Source organism: Methylotenera sp. E1MeOHC1, from assembly GCF_058745595.1.
Map to the genome: position 1 here is coordinate 763,218 of NZ_CP196025.1, position 22,951 is coordinate 786,168.

A 22,951-nucleotide genomic window follows, 5' to 3' on the forward strand; every position below is an offset into this window, starting at 1 on the left:
AGTTATGCCATCAGTAACATCCGTCAACAACGAACGCAGCGTATTAATGACGCTGGCGGGTATTCAGTTTACCCATATTCTGGACTTCATGATCATGATGCCTTTAGGCCCCATGTTAATGAAAGAATTTAGCATCAATACGCACGAGTTTGGCTTATTAGTTGCCGCTTACAGCTTTAGTTCTGCACTCTCTGGGCTATTAGGCGCTGCGTTTATTGATCGATTTGAGCGTAAGCAACTGCTCATTGCAATGTCAATTTGCTTTGGCATCGCTACAGTGGCTTGTGGATTAGCAACGAGCTATGCTGCTTTGCTCGTGTTTCGCGGATTGTCCGGGGTATTTGGCGGCATCATGGGAGCATTGGTACAGACCATGGTGGCCGATATCATTCCGTTTATGCGCCGCGGTAAAGCTAATGGCATTATTTCAACTGCATTCTCTATCTCTACAGTAGCAGGCGTGCCACTTTCACTCTGGATCGCTACCCATTACGTATGGCGTGCACCATTCTTTTTGATTGCAGCCGTGACAGCACTGTTTATATTCACAGCTAATCGACTATTACCCACCATAGACCACCATTTAAGCATCAAACGCAGCCATCCATTTGCGCCTATCCTTGCCGTATTGCGTGATAAAAACCATATCAGGGCACTTATATTTTCTGCACTGATCATTTTCTCTAGCTTTACCGTGATTCCTTATTTGACAGTGTATGCAGTCAACAACGTAGATATCTCGCAACATGACATCCCTTTAATCTACCTAGCTGGCGGAGCCGCCACTCTGATTACAGCGCGCTTGATTGGTCGATGGGCCGACCATGCTGGAAAAGTTCTGGTGTATCGGTTGGTAGCATTGGCAGCAACTTTCCCCATCCTATTCATTACCCAATCAGGGCCCGTGTCTTTGTGGGTTTGGTTGCTCTATACCACGGCTTTTTTCGTTTTAGTCTCTGGCCGCATGATTCCTGCAATGACGGTGGTGATCTCTGCAGCGCAGCCAAAACTGCGGGGTACCTTTATGTCACTTAATTCTACAGTACAATCGTTAGCGATGGGGTTATCGACAACCTTGGGTGGGTTTATTGTCACACAGGACACCAGCGGTGCCTTTATAGGTTACGAGCATGCCGGCTATATTGCGGTGTTATTGAACATATTGGCGATTATATTCGTATCAAAAATTGTGATGCATGACCGCACAGTGGTGGCAGAAAACACATTTAGCGAGTCTTAAGCAGGATTACACTGCAATAGAAGACACGCCAAACATACTAGTTTTGCTCACCATCTACAGGTTTGTGTACTGCAAACCCTGACTCAATCCATGCATCAATGCCTCCGGCAAGCGGCCTCACATTGAAATAGCCATGATTCATAAAAGCTTTGGCTACCTTAGCGGCCGTGACTTCATTCGGGCATGCGCAATACAATACAATATCTTCATTGATGTCTATTTCAGGCAAAATGTCCTTTACCTGCTCAGTAGAGACAAATCTAGCGCTAGGTATCCATCCATCCTCTATTAGCTTTGGCGGTCTGGTATCAATAATAACGGGCTGTTTGCCACTCACTAGCAGCTCATTTAATGCCCCTACGCTAATACGTGCCATCCTTAACGCCTTAAGAAAGCGATAGCGCTCCCACCATTTATTAGCAATAAATAGCACAAACGCTAACGCTATGACTAAAGCACCCCATTTACCCATCTCAACCAGCGTTAGCAAAAGTTGGTCAATAGAAGCGCTGAACATTGAACCTAACAAGATAGCAGAGCCTACCCATACCGCCGCGCCTATGGCATCAAGCACAATAAAAGTGAATGCTTTAGTGCCTAGCGCACCAGCAAGCGCACTGGAAATAGAAGCAAAACCTGGTACGAACTTACAAAACAGCAGGGCAGATGGTCCAATTTTTAGATACATAGATTCTGTTTGCTTCACGCATGAGTCTGGAGATAGCGAGATTTTGCAAAGCTTACTCATCACTTTCTTGCCATAGCGACGGCCTGCAAAATACCAGAACATATCGGCTAGCAATGCACCGGTAACGGCAACCAGCATTAGGCTTGTGAGGGAGTTTTCATGATTAACACTGATAGCACTTGCTACCAGTATCGTAGGGTAAGCAGGTAAAGGCAGGCCAATCTGCTCTAGAAATACATTAAAAAACACGATCAGCAAACCATACTGATGTAATAAGTTAAGCAGTAAATCCATATATTCAGTGTCTTATTGGTCGCTAAAATGAGGAGGATGGTTAGGTGCCATCAAGTGTTGCTGTTACTCACCAAACACATTGCAAATGTGAGCGGAGGTTGTTATTAGGAGATATCTACTAAAACAGACATCTGTCTGATGTAGATTTTGACATAAGCAACCTTTAATTTAAAGGTGCTGTATTGTTATTTTAAAATAAACCCACAGCATTAAAGACTTTGCGCTGTGGGTTTTTTAAGCATGGGCTTAACTAATACAATCTACCTTGAACGGTAGACTAATACTTAGTTAACTTTATCTTTAAGTGTTTTACCAGCTTTAAATACAGGCGCATTACGTGCAGCAATTTGAATGGTTTCGCCAGTTGAAGGGTTACGGCCAGAACGAGCAGCCTTTTTTGTTACTTGGAATGTACCGAAGCCAACAAGCGCTACGTTGTCTCCAGCTTTTAATGCTTCACCAACCGTATTGATGATGGCATCTAATACGCGATTTGTGTCAGCTTGCGTTACGCCAGCTTCAGCCGCTACTTTTGCGACCAATTCAGATTTGTTCATATAAATTCCTATAATATGGTTAATATCGCTCCAAAGCCAGGTTTCATAAGGCTTGCAGAGAATTTACATCCTAGCACACATTCTTAAGCCATCAATCATAGTTATCAGCATAAATGCACAATTCTAGCCATCAGAGCACAAAAAAACTGTTAAAAAGCCTAGAGCATGTACCAAAAGCACTGCCAGCCGGACTTTAATCGCGTCAATTTAGAGTGGTGGGGCAGTTATACTGAGCTATTAATCAGTGCAATTGCAGCGCTTTTTGCTCTGCTGGCAGCACCTGAGCCCGGGTTCAGTCTTTCCACTAAAGCAGCACCTTCAAAAATAATGGTTAACTGCTGGCCAAGTGCAACGGCATCACGCGCGCCCGCAGTTTGGGCGATTTTTGCTAGGTAATCTTGCAGTTCTGCCGCCAGCACTGCCGAGTATTGGTTGATTGGGTGCTCAGGACTAGGAAATTCCACCGAGGCAATATGGAAAGGTAAGCCATGAAACTCAGGTGTTGTAATCCATGTTTCAACCAGCTCGCAAAGCGACACTAGAATATCGATGGAATTAGCTTTTTTAGAAACAAGACGCGAGTTTAGCCACTCGTAAAATTTATCTGATTTACTTCTGAGATAAGCCATTACCAAGTGATTTTTACTTGGAAAATGCTTATACAGTGTAGCTTTTGCTACCCCAGATTCGGCAATGATCGTATCAACACCTGAAGCCTGTATGCCTCTACTATCAAACAGCATAGTGGCTACGGTTAATATTTTTTCATTGGTTTTCATATCGTTCCTTTATCAAAACTCATTAAAAGTTTTGTTATTACAATTCATTCACTTACAACGCTGTTGTGAGTGGGCGCATTAACTCTTGCGGATATAAACAGCTGACATATCCAAATGCCTGCCTAAGGTTTTCCACATTATTTACATCGATTGTTCCCTGGTTAACAAAGGCTAAAAATGCCTGCCTCTGACGCTCTGGCAGCATGGCAGCCTGTGGCAGCTGGCAAGTACCGCTCTTCATTTTGTTGTAAGCTAGCTGCAGCATGCTAATCGTCACCGGGTCTGCTGTACTGGTCGATGCCTCAATAAACACGCCTTGCGATTCCACAGGGCTAACTTTGCCTGGCTTATGGGTCATTTGCATAGCACTCATGCCTACCATCAACGTAGTTATCAATACACCGACCAGCAGCAGTTGACGCTCATTTTTTGGCTTTAAGTGCGTTTCAATAGTTTTATTAAGCAGCTTCCAGGCATCGTTGGAGTGCGTCTGCGATTCAATTTGTATGGCGCCAATCGTCAAAAAGAACAGTTGGTCAGTAAATACAGTGTGATTTTTAATCGTCGATTTACTAATTGCATCTTCAATTAATGTCCTCACCGCATTGATTTCATCCAGAGATAAGTTCGCGTTGCCCGCATTGTTGGTACGTTTGGAAACGCGTTCATAGTTCCACGCACTTAATGTTTTAGGCAACCGAACAATCGCAGCATTGGCACCACGCATATTCTGAACCCGGCTTTTAATCGCCGAGTAGGAGAGTAACTCACGGAAACTCCAAGCGTCCGGGTTACCCGTATATAAATTACGCAATTGGCTCAAAATTAAAGTACCTCAAAAAAATGTCTTGCGTTTTTTAGAAAGCTTAAAGTAGACTATAAAAAAGTGAACAGACCTGTCTTTATGTTAACTCAGCGTATTACTAAATGCAATACCGAACTCCACCTAAAACATTATTTTACATAGGATTATTATGCAGATTACAAATTTTGACACAAATTTAGCAGATTGGCGTGCTCATGCATTAAAACTAGAGAGCGAGGTAAAAAAGGTAATTGTTGGGCAAGATAAAGCCATTCACTTAATGAATATCGCCATTTTTGCACGTGGCCACGTTTTGCTGGAGGGCGGCGTGGGCGTTGGCAAAACCACGCTACTGCAATCCATCGCCAGGTGTATTGGTGGTGATTATGAGCGTATAGAGGGTACGGTAGACTTAATGCCTAATGATCTGATTTACCACACTTACTTAGGTGAAGACGGTAAACCAAAAATTGACGAAGGCCCACTGTTAAAAGCCGGAGAAAACTTATCTGTTTTCTTTTTTAACGAAATAAACAGAGCTAGGCCACAGGTGCACGCTTTGATGCTGCGTGTGATGGCAGAGCGACACATCACTGCATTTAAACAGGAATACCGCCTGCCACATATGGTGGTATTTGCAGATAGAAACCAAGTTGAGAAAAATGAGACGTTTGAAATTCCGTCAGCGGCCAGAGACCGTTTTATGATGGAAATCCCAATCAATATTCCAGATGACAGAGAGTTACGTAAAGCCCTCATGTTTGATGTGAAGTTTCAGCATGCTGAGAGTTTGACCAAACAAGTAGAGTCTAATGTACTTAAGTTTGATCAGCTCAACGCCTTCTCTGATGTGCTGCAAAGTCATATCAAGTCGAGCAGTGTATTAGAAGAGTACGCGCTGGATTTATGGGAATCCACACAGAATCCTGAAAAATTTGGCATCAAACTTGATAGCGTAGACGTGAATAGACTAATCCATACTGGCGCAAGCCCGCGCGGCATGGGCATGCTGCTAAAAGCGGCGCGTGTTAATGCTTGGTTGATGAATAGGGATAGCCTATATCCTGAAGATATCCATGCAGTTTTTCACGAGTTAATTGCCCATCGTCTGGTATTTAATACCATGTATGAAAACCGTAGAACGGTGCTGGCTCGTGAATTAACGTCTCAAATATTGGCAACGGTTGCCGTTCCATCTCAGGCAAAAGCTGTATGATTCCCGCATACGCAAAACCATTCCATTACCAGATTCCATGGAAGTCAAACAGCATTCATTATGGTGGACATAGAGGTACGCAACGCGGCTTAGGGTTTGAATTCAAGGGAAACGTACCTCTCATTGATTACCCAGACCCTAGGCGAATGGACATGCGCCAAACCCTGAGAGACCCTTACGAACAAGTGCAAGTAAGGGTATTCAATCAGGATAACACCACCCCTATATTTGCTATCTGTGACGTTTCAAGCTCCATGCAGTTTAAAGGAGCAGTGCGCAAACTAGATGTTGCTAAGGAGATTGCTGCCTCAATTGCTTATTCGGCACATGAAGCAGGGGATTTATTTAGCTTGATTTGCTACAACCAAATAGTGATAGAGGATATTTCGCATAACCTCAACCATAACGTGCAGCAATCGTTTGAAACCATAGAGCAATTATCAAACATTAGCACCATGCGAGTTGGATGCGAAGGCATTTTGGAAGTGCCGCAATATTTAAGCCAGCATAAAGGCTTGGTATTCTGGATTTCTGATTTTCATATGCCACTGGAAATGGTGGAGCAAACACTTAGTGCCATGTCTATTCATCACATCGTGCCGATTGTGCTGTGGGACGCACGCGAGTACCAAAAGCTCCCTAAATTTGGCTTTGGCAACATGATAGACCCCGAAACTGGTTTACAAAAAACCATATTTTTCCGCGAGTCGGTTAGAGACCAATTTATCGCTGCATTTGAAATGCGTAAACAGGCGCTTGAAACCTTATTTTCCAGGTTTGACTATCAGGCGATTTACTTGAGTGACAAGTTTGAACCGGATTTATTGTCACAATATTTTGAACAATTATCGAGTTAGAAAATTAAGTCATTATGAAAACATCAATCATTAAATTACTCTTGCTACTCGGTGCCGTGTCCTATGCATCTATCTCATTCGCTCAGGCTCCAAATGTAAAGCTTATTAAAATCCAGAATCCACAATATAACAGCGGAGTGCAAATTGGCGATGTATTGCAGCGCCATATAGAACTGGAGGTCAATCAACCCTACACACTATCCAAAGCCGACCTGCCTGCCAAAGGTAGAAGCGCTGATGGTATTGAAGTGAAAGACATCACGCTGGTGGCCACTAAGGCTGGTGATAAAAATAGGTACACCATCAATCTTTCTTATCAAGTTTTTGCCGCGGCCACTAAGCCTGCACGCATGCAACTGCCAAAAGAGATATTCAAATTTAACGCTAACACTAATCCTTTAGTGGCAGAAATTCCCACTTGGTCATTCTGGTACGCAGCTTTAGTGCCGGAAAATATAGAAAATGCCAAAAAACTGATGTATCCACAACATCAACCAGAAATTATAAACATCACGTCACACCAAACTAAGCTCGGTGTTTTTTTAGCCATGCTTACATTCGGCCTGTTAGGTCTGTTCTATATCAATGCGGATAGTCACTGGCTACCATTCATGAATGGTGCATTTGCCAAGGCGCATCGCCGCATCAGAAAAACCCCTAAATCATTAGACGGTTTAAAAGAAGCTTCCATTTACATTTACCAAGCATTTAATAAGACACATGGCACCAATCTATTTACTGAAGACATTGAGCAATTTATCAAGAAAAACCCGAATTTTTCTAAGTTAAAAGATGAGATTTATGCATTTTTTGAGCAATCAAACGCACTGCTATTCGCAAACAGCACAATGTATTCAGAACAGCACATAGGTAATTTACTTAAATTAAGTAAGCGCTTAAGAGATTGTGAGCGAGGCGCATAAATGACTTTATTACAACCATGGGCATTGCTGTTGCTACCTTTGGCAGCCATCCCCTTTATTTTAAAAAGTCACCAAGGTCAATTTTACTCATGGATTGAAATTGTCCCTGCAGACAAATACTCGGAAATTGCTAACCTTACCCTTAAAGCAATGATTTCGCTGCTGATAGTCTGCATCGTGTTGGCATTATCGTCGCCACAAGGGGAGAGTAAACGGGAGCAAAAAGTAGGTAAGGGCGCTCAAACAGTATTGGTGATTGATAGAAGCGTGAGTATGGATCATCCATTTGCTGGTCAAGCATCAGGTGGCCGAGCCGCTGAAATCAAATCCATGGCGGCTCGGCGTTTAATTACCGATTTTATTGACTCACGAACTGACGACATGATGGGCGTTGTTGGCTTCACCAATTCTGCGTTATACGGCATGAAAATTACGGACAATCGTGATGCTATTCATGCCGCAATTAAAGCCGCGACCGGGCCGGCGTTGAACCAAACCAATATTGGCGCCGGCATTACACAAGGGGTCACTTTATTCGATAACATTCAAAGCTCAGGGTCACGAGCGGTTATTTTACTGTCCGATGGTGCAGGTAAATTAAGCCCAAGGGTGAAATACAAAATATCCCAGCAACTGATAGGCAAGAAAATAAATCTTTATTGGATTGTGCTGCGTGAGCCTGATGACATCAGTATTTTTAACGGTGCAAACTATAGCGACGAACAAGCGCCAGATGCTATCAACCTAGATCGCTTTTTTAAGTCTCTTAAAATTAAATATAAAGCATTTGAGGCAGACAACCCAACAACACTAGAGTCTGCACTACGTGAAATCAATGCTAAAGAAAAGAACATCATCCAGTACAGCGTTATTATTCCAGGCCATGATTATGCTAACAACCTGATTGTAATAGCGATGGTACTGAGCCTTTTAATTTTATTGATTAAAAACTTTAGGATACATTAATGGCAAAAAATATTAAAAATCGCAATCTAACACTCACTATGTTAGTGGTGATAGGTCTAGTGGGGGCAATTTATGAGGCGTATCAGTGCCATGCTATCTCTACCCTAAATAAAAAAATTACTGCAGGTAAGGTCATTACTGATGAGAATTACCCTTACTTGCAAAAATATACCGCAGCTTATGACCAGGGCAATAAATCGGATTACAAACATGCAATACAGACTTACAGCCAATTATTAGATCAATCGCCATCTTTAGCTAATCAAGCCAAGATTCATTTCAATATTGGTAACAATCTGTTCATTTTTGGGTTAATCCGTCGTGTGAATGAAGACGGTACATACCAAGACGAGGCTAGACATGCTTACATGCAAGCAAAGATAGCCTATGAGCAATCACTACGTATTGAGCCAACGGATATCTCATCCAAGTTTAATTTAAGCCTACTTAACTCAATCATGTCAAAAAACATGAATGCTGCGCCTAAGGAGCAATCAACGATGGAGTTGAGTAACTTACCGATAGGTCTGCCATGAATAAATCTATGTTGAACAAATCAATTTTATTGATTAAAAGCCACTATGAAACATTGCTATACGTTCTAGCCATCGCATTGATGGCCTTGGCGCTGTTTATGCCAACCATACAACTAAAACAGCAGGTGCATAATTACTTAATGGTGGCAGACGTATCTCAAAGCATGAATGCTGAAGATGAAAAAATCAACAACCAAGCTGTCAGCCGGCTAGCGTATACGCGGTATTTGATGAAAAATATCGTTAAAACATCGCCATGTGGCACATATTTTAGTGTTGGTATTTTCGCTTCAGACAATGTTGCGTTATTGCTTAATCCATTAGAGGTATGCAAAAACCTCGACACCATTACCGATTCAATTGACCATCTTGAATGGCGCATGGCCTGGAAAGGCAATAGTCGATTAAGTTTTGGTGTACGCGCTGCAGCCAATGTGTTTGATTCGCTCAACGTACCTGCACAAATGTTGTTTTTTACAGACGGAGACGAAGCACCTAGGGTCAATGTAACAATCCAACAAGATTTAAGCGGAATACAAATGGGTAAAAACCTAGCGTTTATTGGCGTCGGCTCAACCACTAAGATAGGGGTCCCACGATTTAACTCAAACAATAAAAGAGTTGGGTATTGGCCGATCAGTGAGAATAATAACTCAGGTGCCGTCAGCGTTACTTATTCAGACCCTAGCCAAGATGAGCCTGACCCACCAGTTGCATATGCAGAATATGACAGATTTTTATCTCAATTAGAAGATGATTATCTAAAGAAACTATCTGGTGATATCAATGCTAGCTACATTAAAGGTGCAGACAGCCCAGCATTTTATGAGTTTGTTCAGGGGCAAAAACCAGCGGCTAGCTTCATTAGCGATTATAAAATACGATGGTTTTACTTGAGCTTAGGATTACTCGTACTGCTTGCTACTTATATCCCTAATCTAATATCACTAAACTTTATTTCCGCTAGATTTAAACGCAAGTGATATAACAAGTCGATTAAAAACCACGGCCTAATAATCAAACCATTTGGCTCGGCTCTTTAATATAAGGTGATTCCATCTGTTGTATGGAGTCACCAATTTTAACTCACAATATTTCTCATATTTAGTATTAAAACTATATATTTTAGTTGCAATAAGACAGACCTGTCTGTATTATTTAGTTGCAGTTTAATATTAATTTAGGAGAATAAAATGGAAGTATTACTAATAGGGGCCGTAGCTTGTATCACCGCATTAATCACCTCCGCATGGTTGATGACCTTTGCTAAATGGTTTCCAATCAAAAGAGTTGATGCCTTCGTTGTGGACTATAAAACCCTGATTAGGGCACACGTTGATTATGCTTTAATGGCACTGTTTGGTTTAGGCTTTTATGGTGTTGGTGTTGAGCTACCTGTAATTGCCTGTTGGTGTATTGCTATTGGCGGCTTTACAAACCCTACAATCTTTACCATTGCCGCATTTGATACCAATTTTTGGGATAAAACCAAGTGGAAGATTTTCAGTGCACTTAGCTTTTTAATTACTTCTGTTGGTTTTATGTGGATTGCGTATACACTGCTTAAATATGCGATGGACAAACTCTAATAAATATCACACTAAGAACATATAAAAAGATAAATTTAATATCAGATTAATCACAAAGCCTTAGGAGAATCTCATATGTCAGAAAATAACTTTTTGTGCAGAAATAGTATTCTAGGGCTTTATAAAAAAATCACGCCTATAGTCTCCCAAAAGATTTCATGGGTGTTAGACGCATACATCTCAATATACGAATATTAAGTATTGAGTAACCCTGCATGATAGGCGGCATTGAATTCCTAATACCGCCCATCCTTTACTATTCACTCAGGTAGCACGCTGCCGGCCAAATATTGCAAAAGAATTATACCTAAGCATTTTTGCCATACATCTAAATCGAACACATCTCAATCAGCCGCTAAGCACATGCGCTCATAATCAAAAGCCAGGCAATGTTAATCTAACTAAGCTATCTGGCGTCACCATAATAACCACCTAACCCCACCCTAAATATAAGCAAGAGCCGCTTTCAAGTGAGCTAGTTAAGCATTAATACAAAAGTAGGGTAGTGCCCCTATACCAGAACCATCTGCTTGCAATGTAATACAACCACCCTAGTATCAACGACTCTAAAATCAAGACAAACCAGATTCTGAAGTTGTCCTGAATTAACTCTGCCACCAATCCTGATTAACACACTTACAAACCTCATAAATATGATGTTTTAGTTGCCTAATTTAATAATGTAATATACATTACATTATTACTACATTTATGTAATCCTCATTACAATATACTCAACATATTGCTTTTAAAGGAATAATCATGTCATCTGCAGGGCGACCAAGAACATTTGATAGAGATGCTGCGCTTAATAAAGCGATGTTAATATTTTGGGAAAAAGGCTACGAAGGCACAACAATGGCGGACATAATTAGTGCCATTGGCACTAAAGCACCGAGCGTATATGCTGCATTTGGCAATAAAGACAAACTGTTTAATGAGGTGGTCAATCTGTATGCCGAGACCTTAAAAGTAGGGCCACTAAAAGCTTTAAACGATCATCCATCCATTTACGATGCAATCAGAAGCTCGCTTTACAGCAATGTCGAGATATTCACGAGTCAGAACAACCCATGTAGCTGCCTAATAATGACAGCTGCCATCAATTGCTCTCCAGAGCATACCGAACACATGAATAGACTGAAAAACCTCAGAACCGGCTATATGCGTGTATTAGAAGCAAGATTCAAGCAAGCGGTTACAGATGGCCAGTTAATCAGCACAGCCAACCCGCAAACATTAGCCGAGTTCTATATGACTTTTGTACATGGATTAGCATTAAGAGCCAAAGATGGCGTAACCAAAGCTGAACTACAAACATCTACAGACTACGCATTAGTTACAGTTAAATTGATGCTGAAATGATGCAGAACAATGGCATCGCTAAGGTTGTTTCTACATCTAAAGTATGTGCGCCATATAAACGTGGCAGAGCACTTAGATAAGATGATGATTATAGATGCAGCCCGCAAAGCAGGCTATAAATCCCCAAAATATACATATCAAAAGCAAACCAAACATTTTGATTATTTATTTCGTGTAATGTATAGGTATTCAGATTTAAAACCGTACTTTTTTTGCATGTTTAACGCGTTTAAAAATATAATTTTGTGTGTGGTTATCAGCCGATGTAAGATTTTCAGGTCTCCTTGCTTTTTCTATCATGTGTAAAACGCTTTAATATTCCGAGCCTTAATAATTACTTGCCTACTAGTAAGCTTCAGACCTTGAGCCACGAACAGGGCGGTTAATCGCTGAAGATACTGGACCTCTTGTTCCGACCTGAAATAAGAATGGCCATTTAACGCGCCAGCTCTTACCGATTTTGTAACCGAGTAAGCGATTAGCTTGTAAAAGCTGGCGTACTCTACGAGTGGAGCAATTTAGGTTATATGCTGCACCTTCAACCGTGTAGTAATGCCCCATATAGGGAGCATCAGCACGTCTAATTTCTCGCTTTTGTGCGAGCTTTTTAGCCTTATTTATCGGTGTAACCTTTGCGGAAGAGTTTTTTTTCATAGCTAAACCCCTTTAAAACCATGCCAGCATTGGCTGACAGGGCAGTTTGAAACGTTTAAAAAATTCCTGTCTACCGGAATTACTTGCAGTGGTACTAGCACTGCAAGTCAAAAGTTGAAGATTGTGGACGTTGGAAATCATCGAAAAACTAAGCGGCTTTTTGTACTGCGGCTGGATATGGTTTTAGATGTGCGCGGCCAACAGTCAAAGCACCAAAATTGCCCACGTAGAAATCTGACGCTGGTAAGACGTAAACGCCAATCGGGTAAGGTTGAGAATTATCTTCTAGTCGTAAAGTGATGCGTTGCGGGTAATCGGCAGTGTTGCCGTTTGGTTCTGGGATAAATGCCCAAGCATGTTGCTCAAATACTGGATTGCCGTTTTGCCATTTTCTGCCTGTCAGGTTCGGTTCTTTAATTTCGACTTTCAGCATGATTCTGTCCTTTTAAAATTTATTTAGTCACAAAATGTGACTAGGCGAACCATAATCACAAAGTGTGATTAGGTCAAGAACTTTTTAAATCAGTGTAGAATCCAAAAAAGCAGGAAATGAAGAAAACGAGAGGCAGACACCATGAACGGCAAAGAGTACGTAGAAGCGTGTAAAACGCGTTTAAATGTAGATTCAATTTATAAATTAGCGCTTGAACTGGATATCAGCAACAGTGAGTTAAATTTTTATGCCCGTGGAGAGCGTTTGCCGAGCGTTTACGCCTGTTTTAAGATTGGGGAATGCCTAGGTATCGACCCGAGCATAATAATGGCTGATATCGCGTCAGAAACAGAAAAGAACCCGAAGAAACGCGAGTTCTTCAAATCTTTTATGTCCTCCTGCAAAATGGCGGTGGCGGTAGGATTGACGATAGCCGTCTTTTGGAATTCTTTAACCGAAGAGCGCGCTTTAAGCGCTAGTTAACAGTTTCGTATAATGTATATTATGTTAAATAACGCAGTGGCACTTAATTTGCACATTAAGGGGATAAAAACCTTATGTGCTACGATCTCGAGATGTTCTACTCTATAAGTGCTGTGATATTAAGTCGGCAAAAACATGCATGACTGAGATATCACGCTCATTAAGCGTTTGATCCGGTGTATAACTAAAGCAACAGAATGTCCCATAAATTTTACCGTCACTTAGCTTAATGGGCACACTCATATGCGCACGAACTGGCACCAAAGCGGTAACTTCCATACTCATGGCTTCTGGCAACTCGAAAGCATCATTAATGATTTCAGGTAAACGCCCATCAATCACTCTTTGGCAGTAACCGTCTTCTAGCAATCCGCTATCACCAACCGCAATCGGCGGGTTTAAATCTTTTGAGTCCACAAACATAAACTCACGTACACCATCATGAATGTGAGAAATAAATGCCACATCCATATCTAGGTGACGTCGCAAAGCAGATAAGGTATTTTGCAGAAAGTTACCTCCCGCCTTTTGCTGTACATTCAAAAGGTTTTGGGTATTGATAATGCCCGCAGGAACTTTAGGTGCAGATTTACCTTCATGAGGTACGTCAATATCTTCAAATCTTAATATTTTGAAATTATTGCGACCTGAGTGCTTTGCTTTGTACATTGCTTTATCAGCGAGGGCCACCAGTTTATCCGCATCAATCGCACGCCCATCATAGATGGCAATGCCTATACTTGAGGTAATTTTAAGATCAGACGTACCTAACCAACGGCCTTGATTTAACTCTTGAATGATATTACTTGCCACCTTACTGGCATCATCTTCAGTAACAACACCCTCAATAATCACTGTAAACTCATCACCACCAAGACGGGAAACAATATCCGCTTCACGTAACTTACTTTTAAGCCGGATCGCGAACTCTTTCAAAAGCAGATCCCCTGCCTCGTGCCCTAAAGAGTCATTGATAGATTTAAAATGATCAATATCCAGATACATTAAGGCCAAGCCTTTGTCACTACGTCGGCTCCTTGCCATTGCCTCTGGCAAGTTAGTATTAAAATATGACCGATTTCTCACCCCTGTAAGTGAGTCGTTAGAAGCCAAAAAGTGTAGTTTTTGCTCTTCAACTTTGCGGCTAGAAATATCCTGTATAAATGCATAGAACTCAATGGCTTCTGAGTTCGCAATATAGGTAATTGCCATTTCAATCGGGAACTCTTCCCCAGTTTTTCTTTTAGCTTCTAACTGAATACGGCGATTCAATACTTCAGTATGTCCAGCTTTCAGAAAGCGCTGCATTCCTTGTTGATGCGCCTCTCTGAACCGCTCAGGGATGATCATTTCATCCATGCTTTGACCGATAGCCTCTTCGTGACTCCAACCAAAAATGTTGGCAGCCTGTTGATTCCACTCGGTGATAAGTCCATTGTGATCAACCCCAACAAAAGCATCTAAATTGTTGAAAAGAATGTTTCTGAGGCGTTGCTCTTGGTTTTGATTGTTCATAACAGATTAATAAGCTTAAAAAACGGGTATTAAAGTATCAAAATTTCTATGTAGTGTCTATTAATCCAACAAGTTAATAGCGCTTATATCAACTAGATTGACAACAAACGACATACCTTCAAAAGAATAATTTTCTTACCCATGGGTTAGTTAGTGTGTTTGGTGAAAACTGCTTGGATTAAATGGCGATTACACCCATTCTTGGTACCAAGCTTCGAAATCACTTACTGGAATTGGCTTAGACATATAATAACCCTGCCCATAGTCGCAACCCATGCTTTGTAGAGACTTCCATACTTTAATGCTTTCAACCCCTTCAGCAACCACATGCAAGCCCATGTTATGTGCTAGTTCAATGGTTGAACTGACGATAATCCTATCGTTCTGATTTTCTTCAATATGCATGACAAATGATTTATCAATTTTAAGCTCACTCACCGGTAGCTCTTTTAGATATGACAAAGATGAGTAGCCTGTACCAAAATCATCAATGGCTAGCTTAATACCCATTTCAGATAGATGCAGCAAAGTCTGTTTGGCGCGGTGTGGATCATCCATGATACTGCTCTCAGTCACCTCTAATAAAATGAGCGAAGTGTTCGAGCCATTAGATTTTATTATTTCAGTGACTTTATTTGGGAAGTCGGAATCAATTAAATCTCTTGCAGAAATGTTCACTGCAATTGGTATTGACATGCCCTTTTCAAGCCATGATGCACTCACTTTAGAAGCCTCTGCAATCATCCAAAGCGTAATATCTCTAATTAGCCCAGTTTGCTCAGCAAATGGAATAAACTGGTCTGGAAAAATCATTCCTCTAGTTGGATGCCTCCATCGAATCAATGCCTCAACCGATGCCACCACCCTGCTTCCAAGGTCAATCTTAGGTTGAACAAACAGAGACAACTCATTGTTATTTATTGATTTTTTAAGCTCAGAAGCAAGAGTAAGATTCACATTACTTCCCACATCAAAGCTTGGCTGGAATACCACTGGCCCAGATTTTTGGGCTTTTGAAACCTGCATGGCGACTTCTGCAAAACTCAACAGCTGTTCTATTTGATTACTATGAACGGGATAACTTGCGATGCCAATGCCAGCAGTAATATCAACAAAATTGTCGTCTAACTCAATAGGCTTCTCAAAAGCCTGCAAAAGTTTTTGTGCGATATTAACTGCAACATTCGCATCAGTCGCGGGCAGGAGGACGGCAAACTCATCGCCAGAGATTCTTGCTACTAGATCGTTATCTTTACGAAACACCTGTGAAATACGAATGGATACCGCATGCAACAACTGATTACCAAAATCATATCCGAGCACGTTATTAATTTGCTTGAATCGATCTAGGTTCATAACCAAAACAGAGAGTGGCTCGCGGCTGACTTCGGACTTTTTGATGGCACTGCTAAGCTCTTTCATAAACGATGCACGGTTAGGCAAGCCGGTCATCTCATCCCAGTAAGCCAATTTGGTAATGCTTTTTTCTCTATCCGCAATCGCAGTGCGCATGCTACTGAAAGCGCTACTTAACTTGCCTAACTCATCTTTTCTAGAGGTATCAACGTTGAATGTGTAATCCCCCTCCTCCAGCTTTCTAGCGGTATTAGCCAACTCGACAATTGGCTGCGCCACAATACGTGAAACATACAAAATACTCACTATAAAAATAAGCATGCCAACAATACTTAAAATCAGAAAATTAAGTAGCAACACCTGAAAAGGCGCTGTGGCTTCATCGATAGATCGCTGTAAAACTACGTAAAGTGATTCATTGATATTTTTAAATATAGAGACATACCTAGTGCCAAACGCGACGTCGCCGATAGTCAGTTCTAAATTATTATGTGTATTAAAAGCGTATTGCTCTGTTGTAAATTTAACTATCTGCTCACTAGCGCCAACACTCATGGTACTGGCGGTTGAGTGCCAAGGGCTTTTTCCAGCCTGGCTAATAAAGGTCACTTCTAGGTTGCTCAGTTTGTGTAGTGTATTTGCCAAACTGTTATTGATTTTAAAACCCATCACTACCCAACCTATAGTAAGTGGGGCTTTTACGGGCACAGCAACTAATTGATATGGTTGATTTTTAAATATGGTGAAGTTATTTTTTTGTGTATCACTTTTTGCCTTGTAAATAACCTCTGCTATTTTTTCACTCACTTCATTTTCTGACAGGTTTTCTGAAATCACCAAATTATTTTGATTTGAAGAGTAAAAAATTGCGATATCGGCATTGATCCTTGATTGATGGTTAATCAGTGCGGAGAGGATAGTTTCGTGATCATTACTTGCAATTGCAGCTTTGAAACCAAAGTCGGCCGCTAATATACGTGCACCTACACTTAAACTCTCGCCATTGTTTTCTAGCAGATTTAAAAATACGCGCTCACCTACCTCCAACTGTTGGTTTACTGAGCGCCGTGCATTTTTATCAATACTTAATTTAATAGCGATTGAGCTTATTACTTGAATCACCAATATTAATGATAAAAATATAACGGAGATTCGACTTTTTAGACTTTTGAATTGCATGTTTTTAGCTGTGATAATAATGAGTTAGTTATGTGTTTCAAGCTTTAATGAAACAGTTTCATTATTTTTTATGGTAATTTTTTGCTCAGTAATAAAGTTTTCTTTAACTGTGGCGTAATACCAGGCTTTAAGCGTATGTTGACCGCTAGGTAAGTCCGTTAGTTTCACGATGCCGTTCACATCGCTTTTACCAAAATATGGTGTATCTACAATGTGTATATAGGCCAGCATATTGTCATGAATATTGCATCCAAGTATCACTGTGCCTGGCTTATCAAAAACAACTGGCTTTGCCGGAACACCGGAGTAAAGTTTTAACTCAAAAACTTTAGCAGGCGAAAAAGAGTAAACATGGTGCCTAACGGAGTCTTTATTAGGAAAGTTTACACTGGTGCCAACTTGCACCACGCTTACAAATGGCCAGAACTGCTTATTTTTCTGATCCACATTTGCTTCACCCAAGGCGGTACGGCTAGGTTTAACATCCGCCTCTAAATAAACAACTGCGTTACTCAGCGGATTGCCGGCTTGGTCATTTACCTGCACCGTAAGCTCTGCAGCTTGTAATTGAAATGATGTTGCTAGAAGGAATAAGCTAAAGGCTGCACGCTTCATAGATTGGCTCTGTAAGAATTAATCATTAATCGGTCACAATATCACGCTTCATCGGAGCCAGTATTTTTAATAGCTCATTTTTCTCCTTAACACCTACATGCTTATTTAGGGAAGTTCTAAACGTTTCTACAAATAACTCGAACTCTGCACTGGTCACTTTAAGGTCACGATGGGAGTTTTTCATGGTCTCCCCTTCATATACACAATTTCCGCCAGTCAGAACGCACAACTGATCAACAACGCTTTGTTTTAAGGTTGCTAACTTTACGCCATCGAACGAACGCTTAATTTTAGGGTCGGACGCAGACATATCTATTGTTTCAGATACAACAAGCGTTAACACAGGCAATCCGCCAATACGCTCAAATAAGGATGGATTCGCAGCCTGATGACTTGAAGATTGCACTTGTGCGCAAGACGAAAGCAGTAGCATTAAAGTTATTAAAATATTTTTACGCATCAATTTAAATCTCTCTTTTTATGTATCATTACTTTAATATAACCACTGTGATTAATCTACGTAATTACTTTGTATATTATTTTTAAATAAAGCCATGAAAGGCAAATGTGCTGTTAACACGCAATCCCAAAAAACAACTTCTTACATGGTCGTTGAATATTTTTGCAATTTCCATATTAAGCAATGCCAATGCAGTGTTGGCGGGTGACCGTCTATTAGCAACCGGTGGTGTCATGCAAATAGAAGGAGCTGGTGGTGGCGGATTAACACCTTGGGCTTTAATCTCAGGCTATGGTACCGATAAACAAGTTGGCGGCTCGGCCTTTTATACTGAAGCAAGAACAAATGGCGACTTTGAAATAAGCTCTGGCGGAGTAAGTGTCGGTTTATATAATCGCTTAGAAATTTCACTAAGCCAGCAAAAGTTGGGGCTGAGCGATACGGTGCCAGGTGAAAGTATCCGCGTGGATACAATGGGCGTGAAGCTACGCTTATTTGGCGATGCTATCTATGACCAAGACACATGGTTGCCGCAAGTGGCCATTGGCGCTCAAATCAAACACAATGAAGACTTTAATTACATACCCAAAGCGCTTGGTGCTAAGCATCAAACTGGTGTGGATTTATACGTGGCAGCAACCAAGCTGTATTTAGATGCGGTGTTCGGTAGAAACTTATTGCTAAATGGCACGTTGCAAGCGACGAAAGCTAATCAGTTTGGTTTTTTAGGTTTTGGTGGTGATAATCGTGACCATTATCAAATTCAACCAGCAGCATCCATTGCCGTGATGCTGACAGACCAGTTGCTGCTTGGGACTGAATATCGTTACAAACCAGACAATTTAAGTGTGTACAAAGAGCAAAATGTGCATGATGTATTTTTAGCTTGGTTTCCTTTTAAGAACATATCACTGACTGCCGCTTACTTAGATTTGGGCAACATTGCAAATAAAGCCAATCAATCCGGTTGGTATTTATCTGGGCAAATCTCTTATTAAACAAAATTGATGATTTTATTTGCAGTGTTTTAGGTATGCGCTAGTTTTAGCGCTTATCGATTAATCCATTTTTGTTTAATCAAATAGTCTAAACTCAACTTACCAGCGCCACCAAACAGCAAGGGTGAGAACATCACGATATAAATCAATGGCAATTTATAATTACCAAAGCCATCACCTGTTTCATCTATTATGCGATAGCCCGCCCACAAATCATTTAAACTCATCCATTGCGCAGGCCAATGCACAGTGGCAATCGCCACGATAGTTAGAATAATGAGTGAAATTGAAAAAAATCTTGTCGCAATACCTAGCAACAGCGCAGTCGCACCTAATATCTCAAAATAGGTTGCGATCTGCCAGTTTAACTCCGCAGGAATCAAGCTAAATGGAAAAGGAAACGCAACATCAACAAACCAATTGGTGCCATGAAGCTTTTCAAATCCTGCTTCGCCAAACTCATAGGCAAGTATCAGGCGTAAAAATAAAGATGGTATGCTTTCCGAAAGCTGGTTTAGGTAGCCGATAGCGCTGTCATATAGACCGTAGCTGTAATTAATCAGACTATTTTTATACATAAGGTTTGTCCTAGAAGTTATTGGTATAGCTTAGTCGGCACAAACCGTAAAAACTTACAGTGATATTTTCTAAATTAAGGCAGAAAGTTTCACTTTATGTGCTTTTTCTATCTTTAACTTCATTTGGCGTAACTTGTAGAACAAACGAATTCCCAGCAAAAAAGCTAAAATAACTGCATAAAACAATGGCTCGCGTATATCTTTTTTAACTAACCACCAAAAATGCACGACGCCTAAGGTAGCGATTAAATAAACACTCAGATGCAGCTGCTTCCAATGCTGACGCAACACCTGCATCATGAATTGATTGGAGGTAACAGCCAAAGGCACGGTCAGTAAATATGCCGTCGCCCCAACCAATACGTAAGGGTGCTTGATAATATCTTTGATGATATCAGCCCAATCAAAGCCATAATCTAGCCATAGATAAGTGGTGATATGCAGACTGGCATAAAAGAACATCATCAACCCAACCATGCGCCTAAGCTGTAATTGCCATGTCACGCCCCACAATAAGCGCACCGGGGTAAGGCTAAGTGTGGCTAATAGAATCACCAATGCCCAGAACCCGGTTGACCTTTCAACAAACTCAACAGGATTGGCGCCCAAACCATCATGCACGCCTAGCCAAACTAAGCGTGCAAGCGGCACTAAGCAAAGTAAGAATAACGTGGATTTAATCCAGCTAATTTGCCTCCTACTCGGTGTGTTTAGGAAAAATTGTTTAATGGTCATGCTAATCAACCTGCAACTTAAAAGTTTTTACGTAAATCTAAACCTGCATACATCTGCCCTACCTGTTCGGTGTATCCATTAAACATTTGCGTTTTAATGCGCCCCGCAAATAAACCAGCGCCTATTCTTTTTTCTGAAGATTGTGTCCAGCGCGGATGATCTACCTGCGGATTTACATTTGCATAAAACCCATACTCTCTTGGCCCGGCCTTCATCCAAGTGGTCAGTGGCATTTTCTCTGTAAAACGTATTTTCACGATAGATTTTGCCCCTTTAAAACCATATTTCCAAGGCACAACTAAGCGCATCGGCGCACCATTTTGGTTGGGTAGTTTTTCTCCATATAACCCAACAGCCATTAGCGTGAGCGGGTTCATGGCCTCATCCATACGCAAGCCCTCAATATAAGGCCAGTCTAATATCGGTAAGTTTACCCCTGGCATTTGTTGTGAGTCAGCAAGTGATATAAATTCAACATATTTAGCATTGGCATTTGGTTCAGCCCATTTAATTAACTGCGAAAGCGGGAAACCAACCCAGGGAATCACCATAGACCAGCCTTCGACACAGCGCATACGATAAATACGCTCCTCTAGCGGGGCTAGCTTCAAAATTTCATCAATACTAATGGTCTTGTTTTTTTTAACCTCCCCCTCAATGCCAACAGTCCACGGATGAGGCTTAAATAATTTTGAATTTACAGCAGGTTCATTTTTACTGGTTCCAAACTCGTAAAAATTATTATAGGTGGTAACATCTTCGTATGAGGTGAGCTTTTCCTCTTTACCATAGGCTGTTTTAGTGATGCTTGGCAGCGTTGGTGCTGATTTAGATGAGTAACCGACGGGAGTATTCTGGTGCGTGGTGTTAGCTGCCAATAAAAGATTACTATGCGCCAGTGCTGAGGTAGCAAGCAAGCCTAAACCGGCTTGCTTGATAAAGCGCCGCCTATCTTCAAAAACCTCTTTGGGTGTGATTTCTGAGGATAAAATATCGGACTTTTGTAGAATAATCATAAGAATACCCAGTACTAAATATATGTTTTAGAAGCATTAAACTAGCATGAATGATGTGTGAGTGAACTGTCTAGCTGTGACAGCCTAACTCATCATGAGTTTAACTAACATACCTTAGTCTGGGTTGAGTGAATATCCTTACAAATAAATCAGTATCTGCAAAAAATAATGCAGTCTGACTAAATCAAACCTTTAGTTTCTTTTTCAATCTCATCTTCAAGCGCTTGATCATGTGCGTTTTTTGCGATTGATTTTGCTTGGTCAATTAGTGTTTTTGCCGTTGCACTGTCACCAGTTGCCGCCTTTACTTGTGCCAATATGCAGTAACCGTAGGCTTCGTAATAAGCACCGCCCTGATCTTTCGCAAACTTAATAATTTTATTTAGTGTACGTTCTGCGTGATCATAGTTCTTAGCGGCAGCGTAATATCTACCTAACTCAATACTTGAATGTGCATATTGATCCAGCGTACCTGATTTTTCATGCCTCAAAAATGCTTTAATTTGAAACTCAAGCGCTGCATCGTGTTGGTTTAACTTATGGTAAGCCAGTGCGATAGATTCAAAACTTTCACCACGCTCATTATCGTTTGCGGTCAGCGCGCTGCCCGCCAAATAAGCGTCTAGTGCCTGCTGGTACTTGCCAGCATTAAGATATACATTGCCCTCACCTTGATACGCCGCGCGTTCAAACGCTTTACTTTTAACACTTTTGGCTTGCTGCAGGCTTTGCTCATAACTTGCAATTGCTTGCTCATATAAACCCGCGTCTTTGTACGCATGCCCACTAACCAGCGCGATAATCATTTTATCAAACCCGTCTACCGCCTGCTTTTCTGCTAACTTAAACGACTTGAGTGCATCGTCTAATTTACCCTGCCCACTATAAACGCGGCCTTGGCATAGTAAGGCATCCTTGTCATTTTTGTTTGTATCCAGCGCCTTATTTGCAAAGCTTAACGCCGCAGGAAAATCCATTTGCTCATACGCTTTATTACATGCAAATGCGTCATCACTTGCAGCATAAATAGTATTAAAAAACAAAGAAGTCGCTATTACAGTTAAAGTTTTATGTAGCTTCATTTTTACTCGATACAATTAGATGAGATAAGTAA

The 22,951-nt window shown here is 41.1% G+C and carries 25 protein-coding genes; 11 read left to right on the top strand and 14 right to left on the bottom strand.

The genetic code is table 11. The features are described 5' to 3' along the window. Positions 1–4 precede the first annotated feature (4 nt). Positions 5–1,240, top strand: coding sequence for an MFS transporter (locus ACSSU7_RS03450; protein ID WP_492517329.1), 1,236 nt, complete (start codon positions 5–7; stop codon positions 1,238–1,240). Between the two features lie 37 nt (positions 1,241–1,277). Here ACSSU7_RS03450 and ACSSU7_RS03455 read toward each other — a convergent pair whose 3' ends face one another. The 4 genes from ACSSU7_RS03455 to ACSSU7_RS03470 form a co-directional block, all read right to left on the bottom strand. Then, positions 1,278–2,222: a VTT domain-containing protein gene (locus tag ACSSU7_RS03455; RefSeq protein WP_492517330.1), complete on the bottom strand. Its 945-nt coding sequence runs from the start codon at positions 2,220–2,222 to the stop codon at positions 1,278–1,280. Between the two features lie 284 nt (positions 2,223–2,506). Further along, positions 2,507–2,779, bottom strand: coding sequence for an HU family DNA-binding protein (locus ACSSU7_RS03460; RefSeq protein ID WP_492517331.1), 273 nt, complete (start codon positions 2,777–2,779; stop codon positions 2,507–2,509). A gap of 224 nt (positions 2,780–3,003) precedes the next feature. Continuing rightward, entirely contained in the window at positions 3,004–3,558 is a 555-nt protein-coding gene (locus ACSSU7_RS03465; RefSeq protein WP_492517332.1) for a TetR/AcrR family transcriptional regulator, read from the bottom strand. Between the two features lie 52 nt (positions 3,559–3,610). Continuing rightward, positions 3,611–4,381 (bottom strand): hypothetical protein, encoded by a 771-nt coding sequence (locus tag ACSSU7_RS03470; protein ID WP_492517333.1) that lies wholly within the window; start codon positions 4,379–4,381, stop codon positions 3,611–3,613. A gap of 151 nt (positions 4,382–4,532) precedes the next feature. Here ACSSU7_RS03470 and ACSSU7_RS03475 point away from each other — a divergent pair, with 151 nt between their 5' ends. The 8 genes from ACSSU7_RS03475 (at position 4,533) to ACSSU7_RS03510 (ending at position 11,815) form a co-directional block, all read left to right on the top strand. After that, positions 4,533–5,579, top strand: coding sequence for an AAA family ATPase (locus ACSSU7_RS03475; protein WP_492517334.1), 1,047 nt, complete (start codon positions 4,533–4,535; stop codon positions 5,577–5,579). After that, positions 5,576–6,436, top strand: coding sequence for a DUF58 domain-containing protein (locus tag ACSSU7_RS03480; protein ID WP_492517335.1), 861 nt, complete (start codon positions 5,576–5,578; stop codon positions 6,434–6,436). The genes ACSSU7_RS03475 and ACSSU7_RS03480 overlap by 4 nt, the downstream gene beginning before the upstream one ends. A gap of 14 nt (positions 6,437–6,450) precedes the next feature. Further along, entirely contained in the window at positions 6,451–7,359 is a 909-nt protein-coding gene (locus ACSSU7_RS03485) for a nonribosomal peptide synthetase MxaA (protein ID WP_492517336.1), read from the top strand. Further along, a complete protein-coding gene (locus tag ACSSU7_RS03490) occupies positions 7,360–8,325 on the top strand; it encodes a vWA domain-containing protein (protein ID WP_492517337.1) in 966 nt (321 codons plus the stop codon). Beyond that, the gene (locus tag ACSSU7_RS03495) at positions 8,325–8,861 is read left to right on the top strand and encodes a hypothetical protein (protein WP_492517338.1); all 537 of its coding nucleotides are present in this window, start codon (positions 8,325–8,327) and stop codon (positions 8,859–8,861) included. Before ACSSU7_RS03490 ends, ACSSU7_RS03495 begins: the two co-directional genes overlap by 1 nt. A gap of 8 nt (positions 8,862–8,869) precedes the next feature. Further along, on the top strand, positions 8,870–9,844 hold the full coding sequence (locus ACSSU7_RS03500; RefSeq protein WP_492517339.1) for a vWA domain-containing protein: 975 nt from the start codon (positions 8,870–8,872) through the stop codon (positions 9,842–9,844). A 210-nt stretch (positions 9,845–10,054) separates the two neighbouring features. Continuing rightward, positions 10,055–10,450 carry a hypothetical protein gene (locus tag ACSSU7_RS03505; protein WP_492517340.1) on the top strand — a complete coding sequence of 132 codons (396 nt, stop codon included), beginning with the start codon at positions 10,055–10,057 and terminating at the stop codon, positions 10,448–10,450. A 762-nt stretch (positions 10,451–11,212) separates the two neighbouring features. Next, on the top strand, positions 11,213–11,815 hold the full coding sequence (locus tag ACSSU7_RS03510; protein WP_492517341.1) for a TetR/AcrR family transcriptional regulator: 603 nt from the start codon (positions 11,213–11,215) through the stop codon (positions 11,813–11,815). A gap of 345 nt (positions 11,816–12,160) precedes the next feature. Here the strand turns inward: ACSSU7_RS03510 and ACSSU7_RS03515 are convergent, their stop codons facing one another. Together ACSSU7_RS03515 and ACSSU7_RS03520 are read right to left on the bottom strand one after the other, a co-directional pair. Then, entirely contained in the window at positions 12,161–12,469 is a 309-nt protein-coding gene (locus tag ACSSU7_RS03515; RefSeq protein WP_492517342.1) for an excisionase family DNA-binding protein, read from the bottom strand. Positions 12,470–12,617: 148 nt separating this feature from the next. After that, positions 12,618–12,902, bottom strand: a complete 285-nt coding sequence (locus tag ACSSU7_RS03520) for a single-stranded DNA-binding protein (RefSeq protein WP_492517343.1) — start codon at positions 12,900–12,902, stop codon at positions 12,618–12,620. A 141-nt stretch (positions 12,903–13,043) separates the two neighbouring features. Here ACSSU7_RS03520 and ACSSU7_RS03525 point away from each other — a divergent pair, with 141 nt between their 5' ends. After that, on the top strand, positions 13,044–13,385 hold the full coding sequence (locus ACSSU7_RS03525) for a helix-turn-helix domain-containing protein (RefSeq protein ID WP_492517344.1): 342 nt from the start codon (positions 13,044–13,046) through the stop codon (positions 13,383–13,385). Positions 13,386–13,487: 102 nt separating this feature from the next. Here the strand turns inward: ACSSU7_RS03525 and ACSSU7_RS03530 are convergent, their stop codons facing one another. The 4 genes from ACSSU7_RS03530 to ACSSU7_RS03545 all read right to left on the bottom strand — a co-directional run bounded on the left by ACSSU7_RS03530 (position 13,488) and on the right by ACSSU7_RS03545 (position 18,510). Further along, complete coding sequence (locus ACSSU7_RS03530; RefSeq protein ID WP_492517345.1) at positions 13,488–14,900, bottom strand: sensor domain-containing protein; 1,413 nt, start codon at positions 14,898–14,900, stop codon at positions 13,488–13,490. A 189-nt stretch (positions 14,901–15,089) separates the two neighbouring features. Beyond that, positions 15,090–17,378, bottom strand: a complete 2,289-nt coding sequence (locus ACSSU7_RS03535; protein WP_492517346.1) for a bifunctional diguanylate cyclase/phosphodiesterase — start codon at positions 17,376–17,378, stop codon at positions 15,090–15,092. A gap of 81 nt (positions 17,379–17,459) precedes the next feature. Next, positions 17,460–18,050, bottom strand: coding sequence for a methylamine utilization protein (locus ACSSU7_RS03540; RefSeq protein WP_492517347.1), 591 nt, complete (start codon positions 18,048–18,050; stop codon positions 17,460–17,462). A 25-nt stretch (positions 18,051–18,075) separates the two neighbouring features. Beyond that, positions 18,076–18,510, bottom strand: coding sequence for a group I truncated hemoglobin (locus ACSSU7_RS03545; protein WP_492517348.1), 435 nt, complete (start codon positions 18,508–18,510; stop codon positions 18,076–18,078). Positions 18,511–18,662: 152 nt separating this feature from the next. Here ACSSU7_RS03545 and ACSSU7_RS03550 point away from each other — a divergent pair, with 152 nt between their 5' ends. Next, positions 18,663–19,508 carry a DUF3034 family protein gene (locus ACSSU7_RS03550; protein WP_492517349.1) on the top strand — a complete coding sequence of 282 codons (846 nt, stop codon included), beginning with the start codon at positions 18,663–18,665 and terminating at the stop codon, positions 19,506–19,508. Between the two features lie 53 nt (positions 19,509–19,561). Here the strand turns inward: ACSSU7_RS03550 and ACSSU7_RS03555 are convergent, their stop codons facing one another. The 4 genes from ACSSU7_RS03555 to ACSSU7_RS03570 all read right to left on the bottom strand — a co-directional run bounded on the left by ACSSU7_RS03555 (position 19,562) and on the right by ACSSU7_RS03570 (position 22,919). Beyond that, positions 19,562–20,086, bottom strand: a complete 525-nt coding sequence (locus ACSSU7_RS03555; protein WP_492517350.1) for an HvfX family Cu-binding RiPP maturation protein — start codon at positions 20,084–20,086, stop codon at positions 19,562–19,564. Between the two features lie 69 nt (positions 20,087–20,155). Next, a complete protein-coding gene (gene msrQ / locus ACSSU7_RS03560) occupies positions 20,156–20,821 on the bottom strand; it encodes a protein-methionine-sulfoxide reductase heme-binding subunit MsrQ (protein WP_492517351.1) in 666 nt (221 codons plus the stop codon). Between the two features lie 17 nt (positions 20,822–20,838). After that, positions 20,839–21,837, bottom strand: a complete 999-nt coding sequence (gene msrP / locus ACSSU7_RS03565; RefSeq protein WP_492517352.1) for a protein-methionine-sulfoxide reductase catalytic subunit MsrP — start codon at positions 21,835–21,837, stop codon at positions 20,839–20,841. Positions 21,838–22,016: 179 nt separating this feature from the next. Continuing rightward, positions 22,017–22,919, bottom strand: coding sequence for a tetratricopeptide repeat protein (locus ACSSU7_RS03570; protein ID WP_492517353.1), 903 nt, complete (start codon positions 22,917–22,919; stop codon positions 22,017–22,019). Positions 22,920–22,951 lie beyond the last annotated feature (32 nt).

What these genes read in the sequence shown, in the direction of transcription:
- ACSSU7_RS03450 (WP_492517329.1), top strand. Translation starts at nt 5, where the DNA reads ATGCCATCAGTAACATCCGTCAACAACGAACGCAGCGTATTAATGACG.
- ACSSU7_RS03455 (WP_492517330.1), bottom strand. Translation starts at nt 2,222, where the DNA reads ATGGATTTACTGCTTAACTTATTACATCAGTATGGTTTGCTGATCGTG.
- ACSSU7_RS03460 (WP_492517331.1), bottom strand. Translation starts at nt 2,779, where the DNA reads ATGAACAAATCTGAATTGGTCGCAAAAGTAGCGGCTGAAGCTGGCGTA.
- ACSSU7_RS03465 (WP_492517332.1), bottom strand. Translation starts at nt 3,558, where the DNA reads ATGAAAACCAATGAAAAAATATTAACCGTAGCCACTATGCTGTTTGAT.
- ACSSU7_RS03475 (WP_492517334.1), top strand. Translation starts at nt 4,533, where the DNA reads ATGCAGATTACAAATTTTGACACAAATTTAGCAGATTGGCGTGCTCAT.
- ACSSU7_RS03480 (WP_492517335.1), top strand. Translation starts at nt 5,576, where the DNA reads ATGATTCCCGCATACGCAAAACCATTCCATTACCAGATTCCATGGAAG.
- ACSSU7_RS03485 (WP_492517336.1), top strand. Translation starts at nt 6,451, where the DNA reads ATGAAAACATCAATCATTAAATTACTCTTGCTACTCGGTGCCGTGTCC.
- ACSSU7_RS03490 (WP_492517337.1), top strand. Translation starts at nt 7,360, where the DNA reads ATGACTTTATTACAACCATGGGCATTGCTGTTGCTACCTTTGGCAGCC.
- ACSSU7_RS03495 (WP_492517338.1), top strand. Translation starts at nt 8,325, where the DNA reads ATGGCAAAAAATATTAAAAATCGCAATCTAACACTCACTATGTTAGTG.
- ACSSU7_RS03500 (WP_492517339.1), top strand. Translation starts at nt 8,870, where the DNA reads ATGTTGAACAAATCAATTTTATTGATTAAAAGCCACTATGAAACATTG.
- ACSSU7_RS03505 (WP_492517340.1), top strand. Translation starts at nt 10,055, where the DNA reads ATGGAAGTATTACTAATAGGGGCCGTAGCTTGTATCACCGCATTAATC.
- ACSSU7_RS03510 (WP_492517341.1), top strand. Translation starts at nt 11,213, where the DNA reads ATGTCATCTGCAGGGCGACCAAGAACATTTGATAGAGATGCTGCGCTT.
- ACSSU7_RS03515 (WP_492517342.1), bottom strand. Translation starts at nt 12,469, where the DNA reads ATGAAAAAAAACTCTTCCGCAAAGGTTACACCGATAAATAAGGCTAAA.
- ACSSU7_RS03520 (WP_492517343.1), bottom strand. Translation starts at nt 12,902, where the DNA reads ATGCTGAAAGTCGAAATTAAAGAACCGAACCTGACAGGCAGAAAATGG.
- ACSSU7_RS03525 (WP_492517344.1), top strand. Translation starts at nt 13,044, where the DNA reads ATGAACGGCAAAGAGTACGTAGAAGCGTGTAAAACGCGTTTAAATGTA.
- ACSSU7_RS03530 (WP_492517345.1), bottom strand. Translation starts at nt 14,900, where the DNA reads ATGAACAATCAAAACCAAGAGCAACGCCTCAGAAACATTCTTTTCAAC.
- ACSSU7_RS03540 (WP_492517347.1), bottom strand. Translation starts at nt 18,050, where the DNA reads ATGAAGCGTGCAGCCTTTAGCTTATTCCTTCTAGCAACATCATTTCAA.
- ACSSU7_RS03545 (WP_492517348.1), bottom strand. Translation starts at nt 18,510, where the DNA reads ATGCGTAAAAATATTTTAATAACTTTAATGCTACTGCTTTCGTCTTGC.
- ACSSU7_RS03555 (WP_492517350.1), bottom strand. Translation starts at nt 20,086, where the DNA reads ATGTATAAAAATAGTCTGATTAATTACAGCTACGGTCTATATGACAGC.
- msrQ (WP_492517351.1), bottom strand. Translation starts at nt 20,821, where the DNA reads ATGACCATTAAACAATTTTTCCTAAACACACCGAGTAGGAGGCAAATT.
- msrP (WP_492517352.1), bottom strand. Translation starts at nt 21,837, where the DNA reads ATGATTATTCTACAAAAGTCCGATATTTTATCCTCAGAAATCACACCC.
- ACSSU7_RS03570 (WP_492517353.1), bottom strand. Translation starts at nt 22,919, where the DNA reads ATGAAGCTACATAAAACTTTAACTGTAATAGCGACTTCTTTGTTTTTT.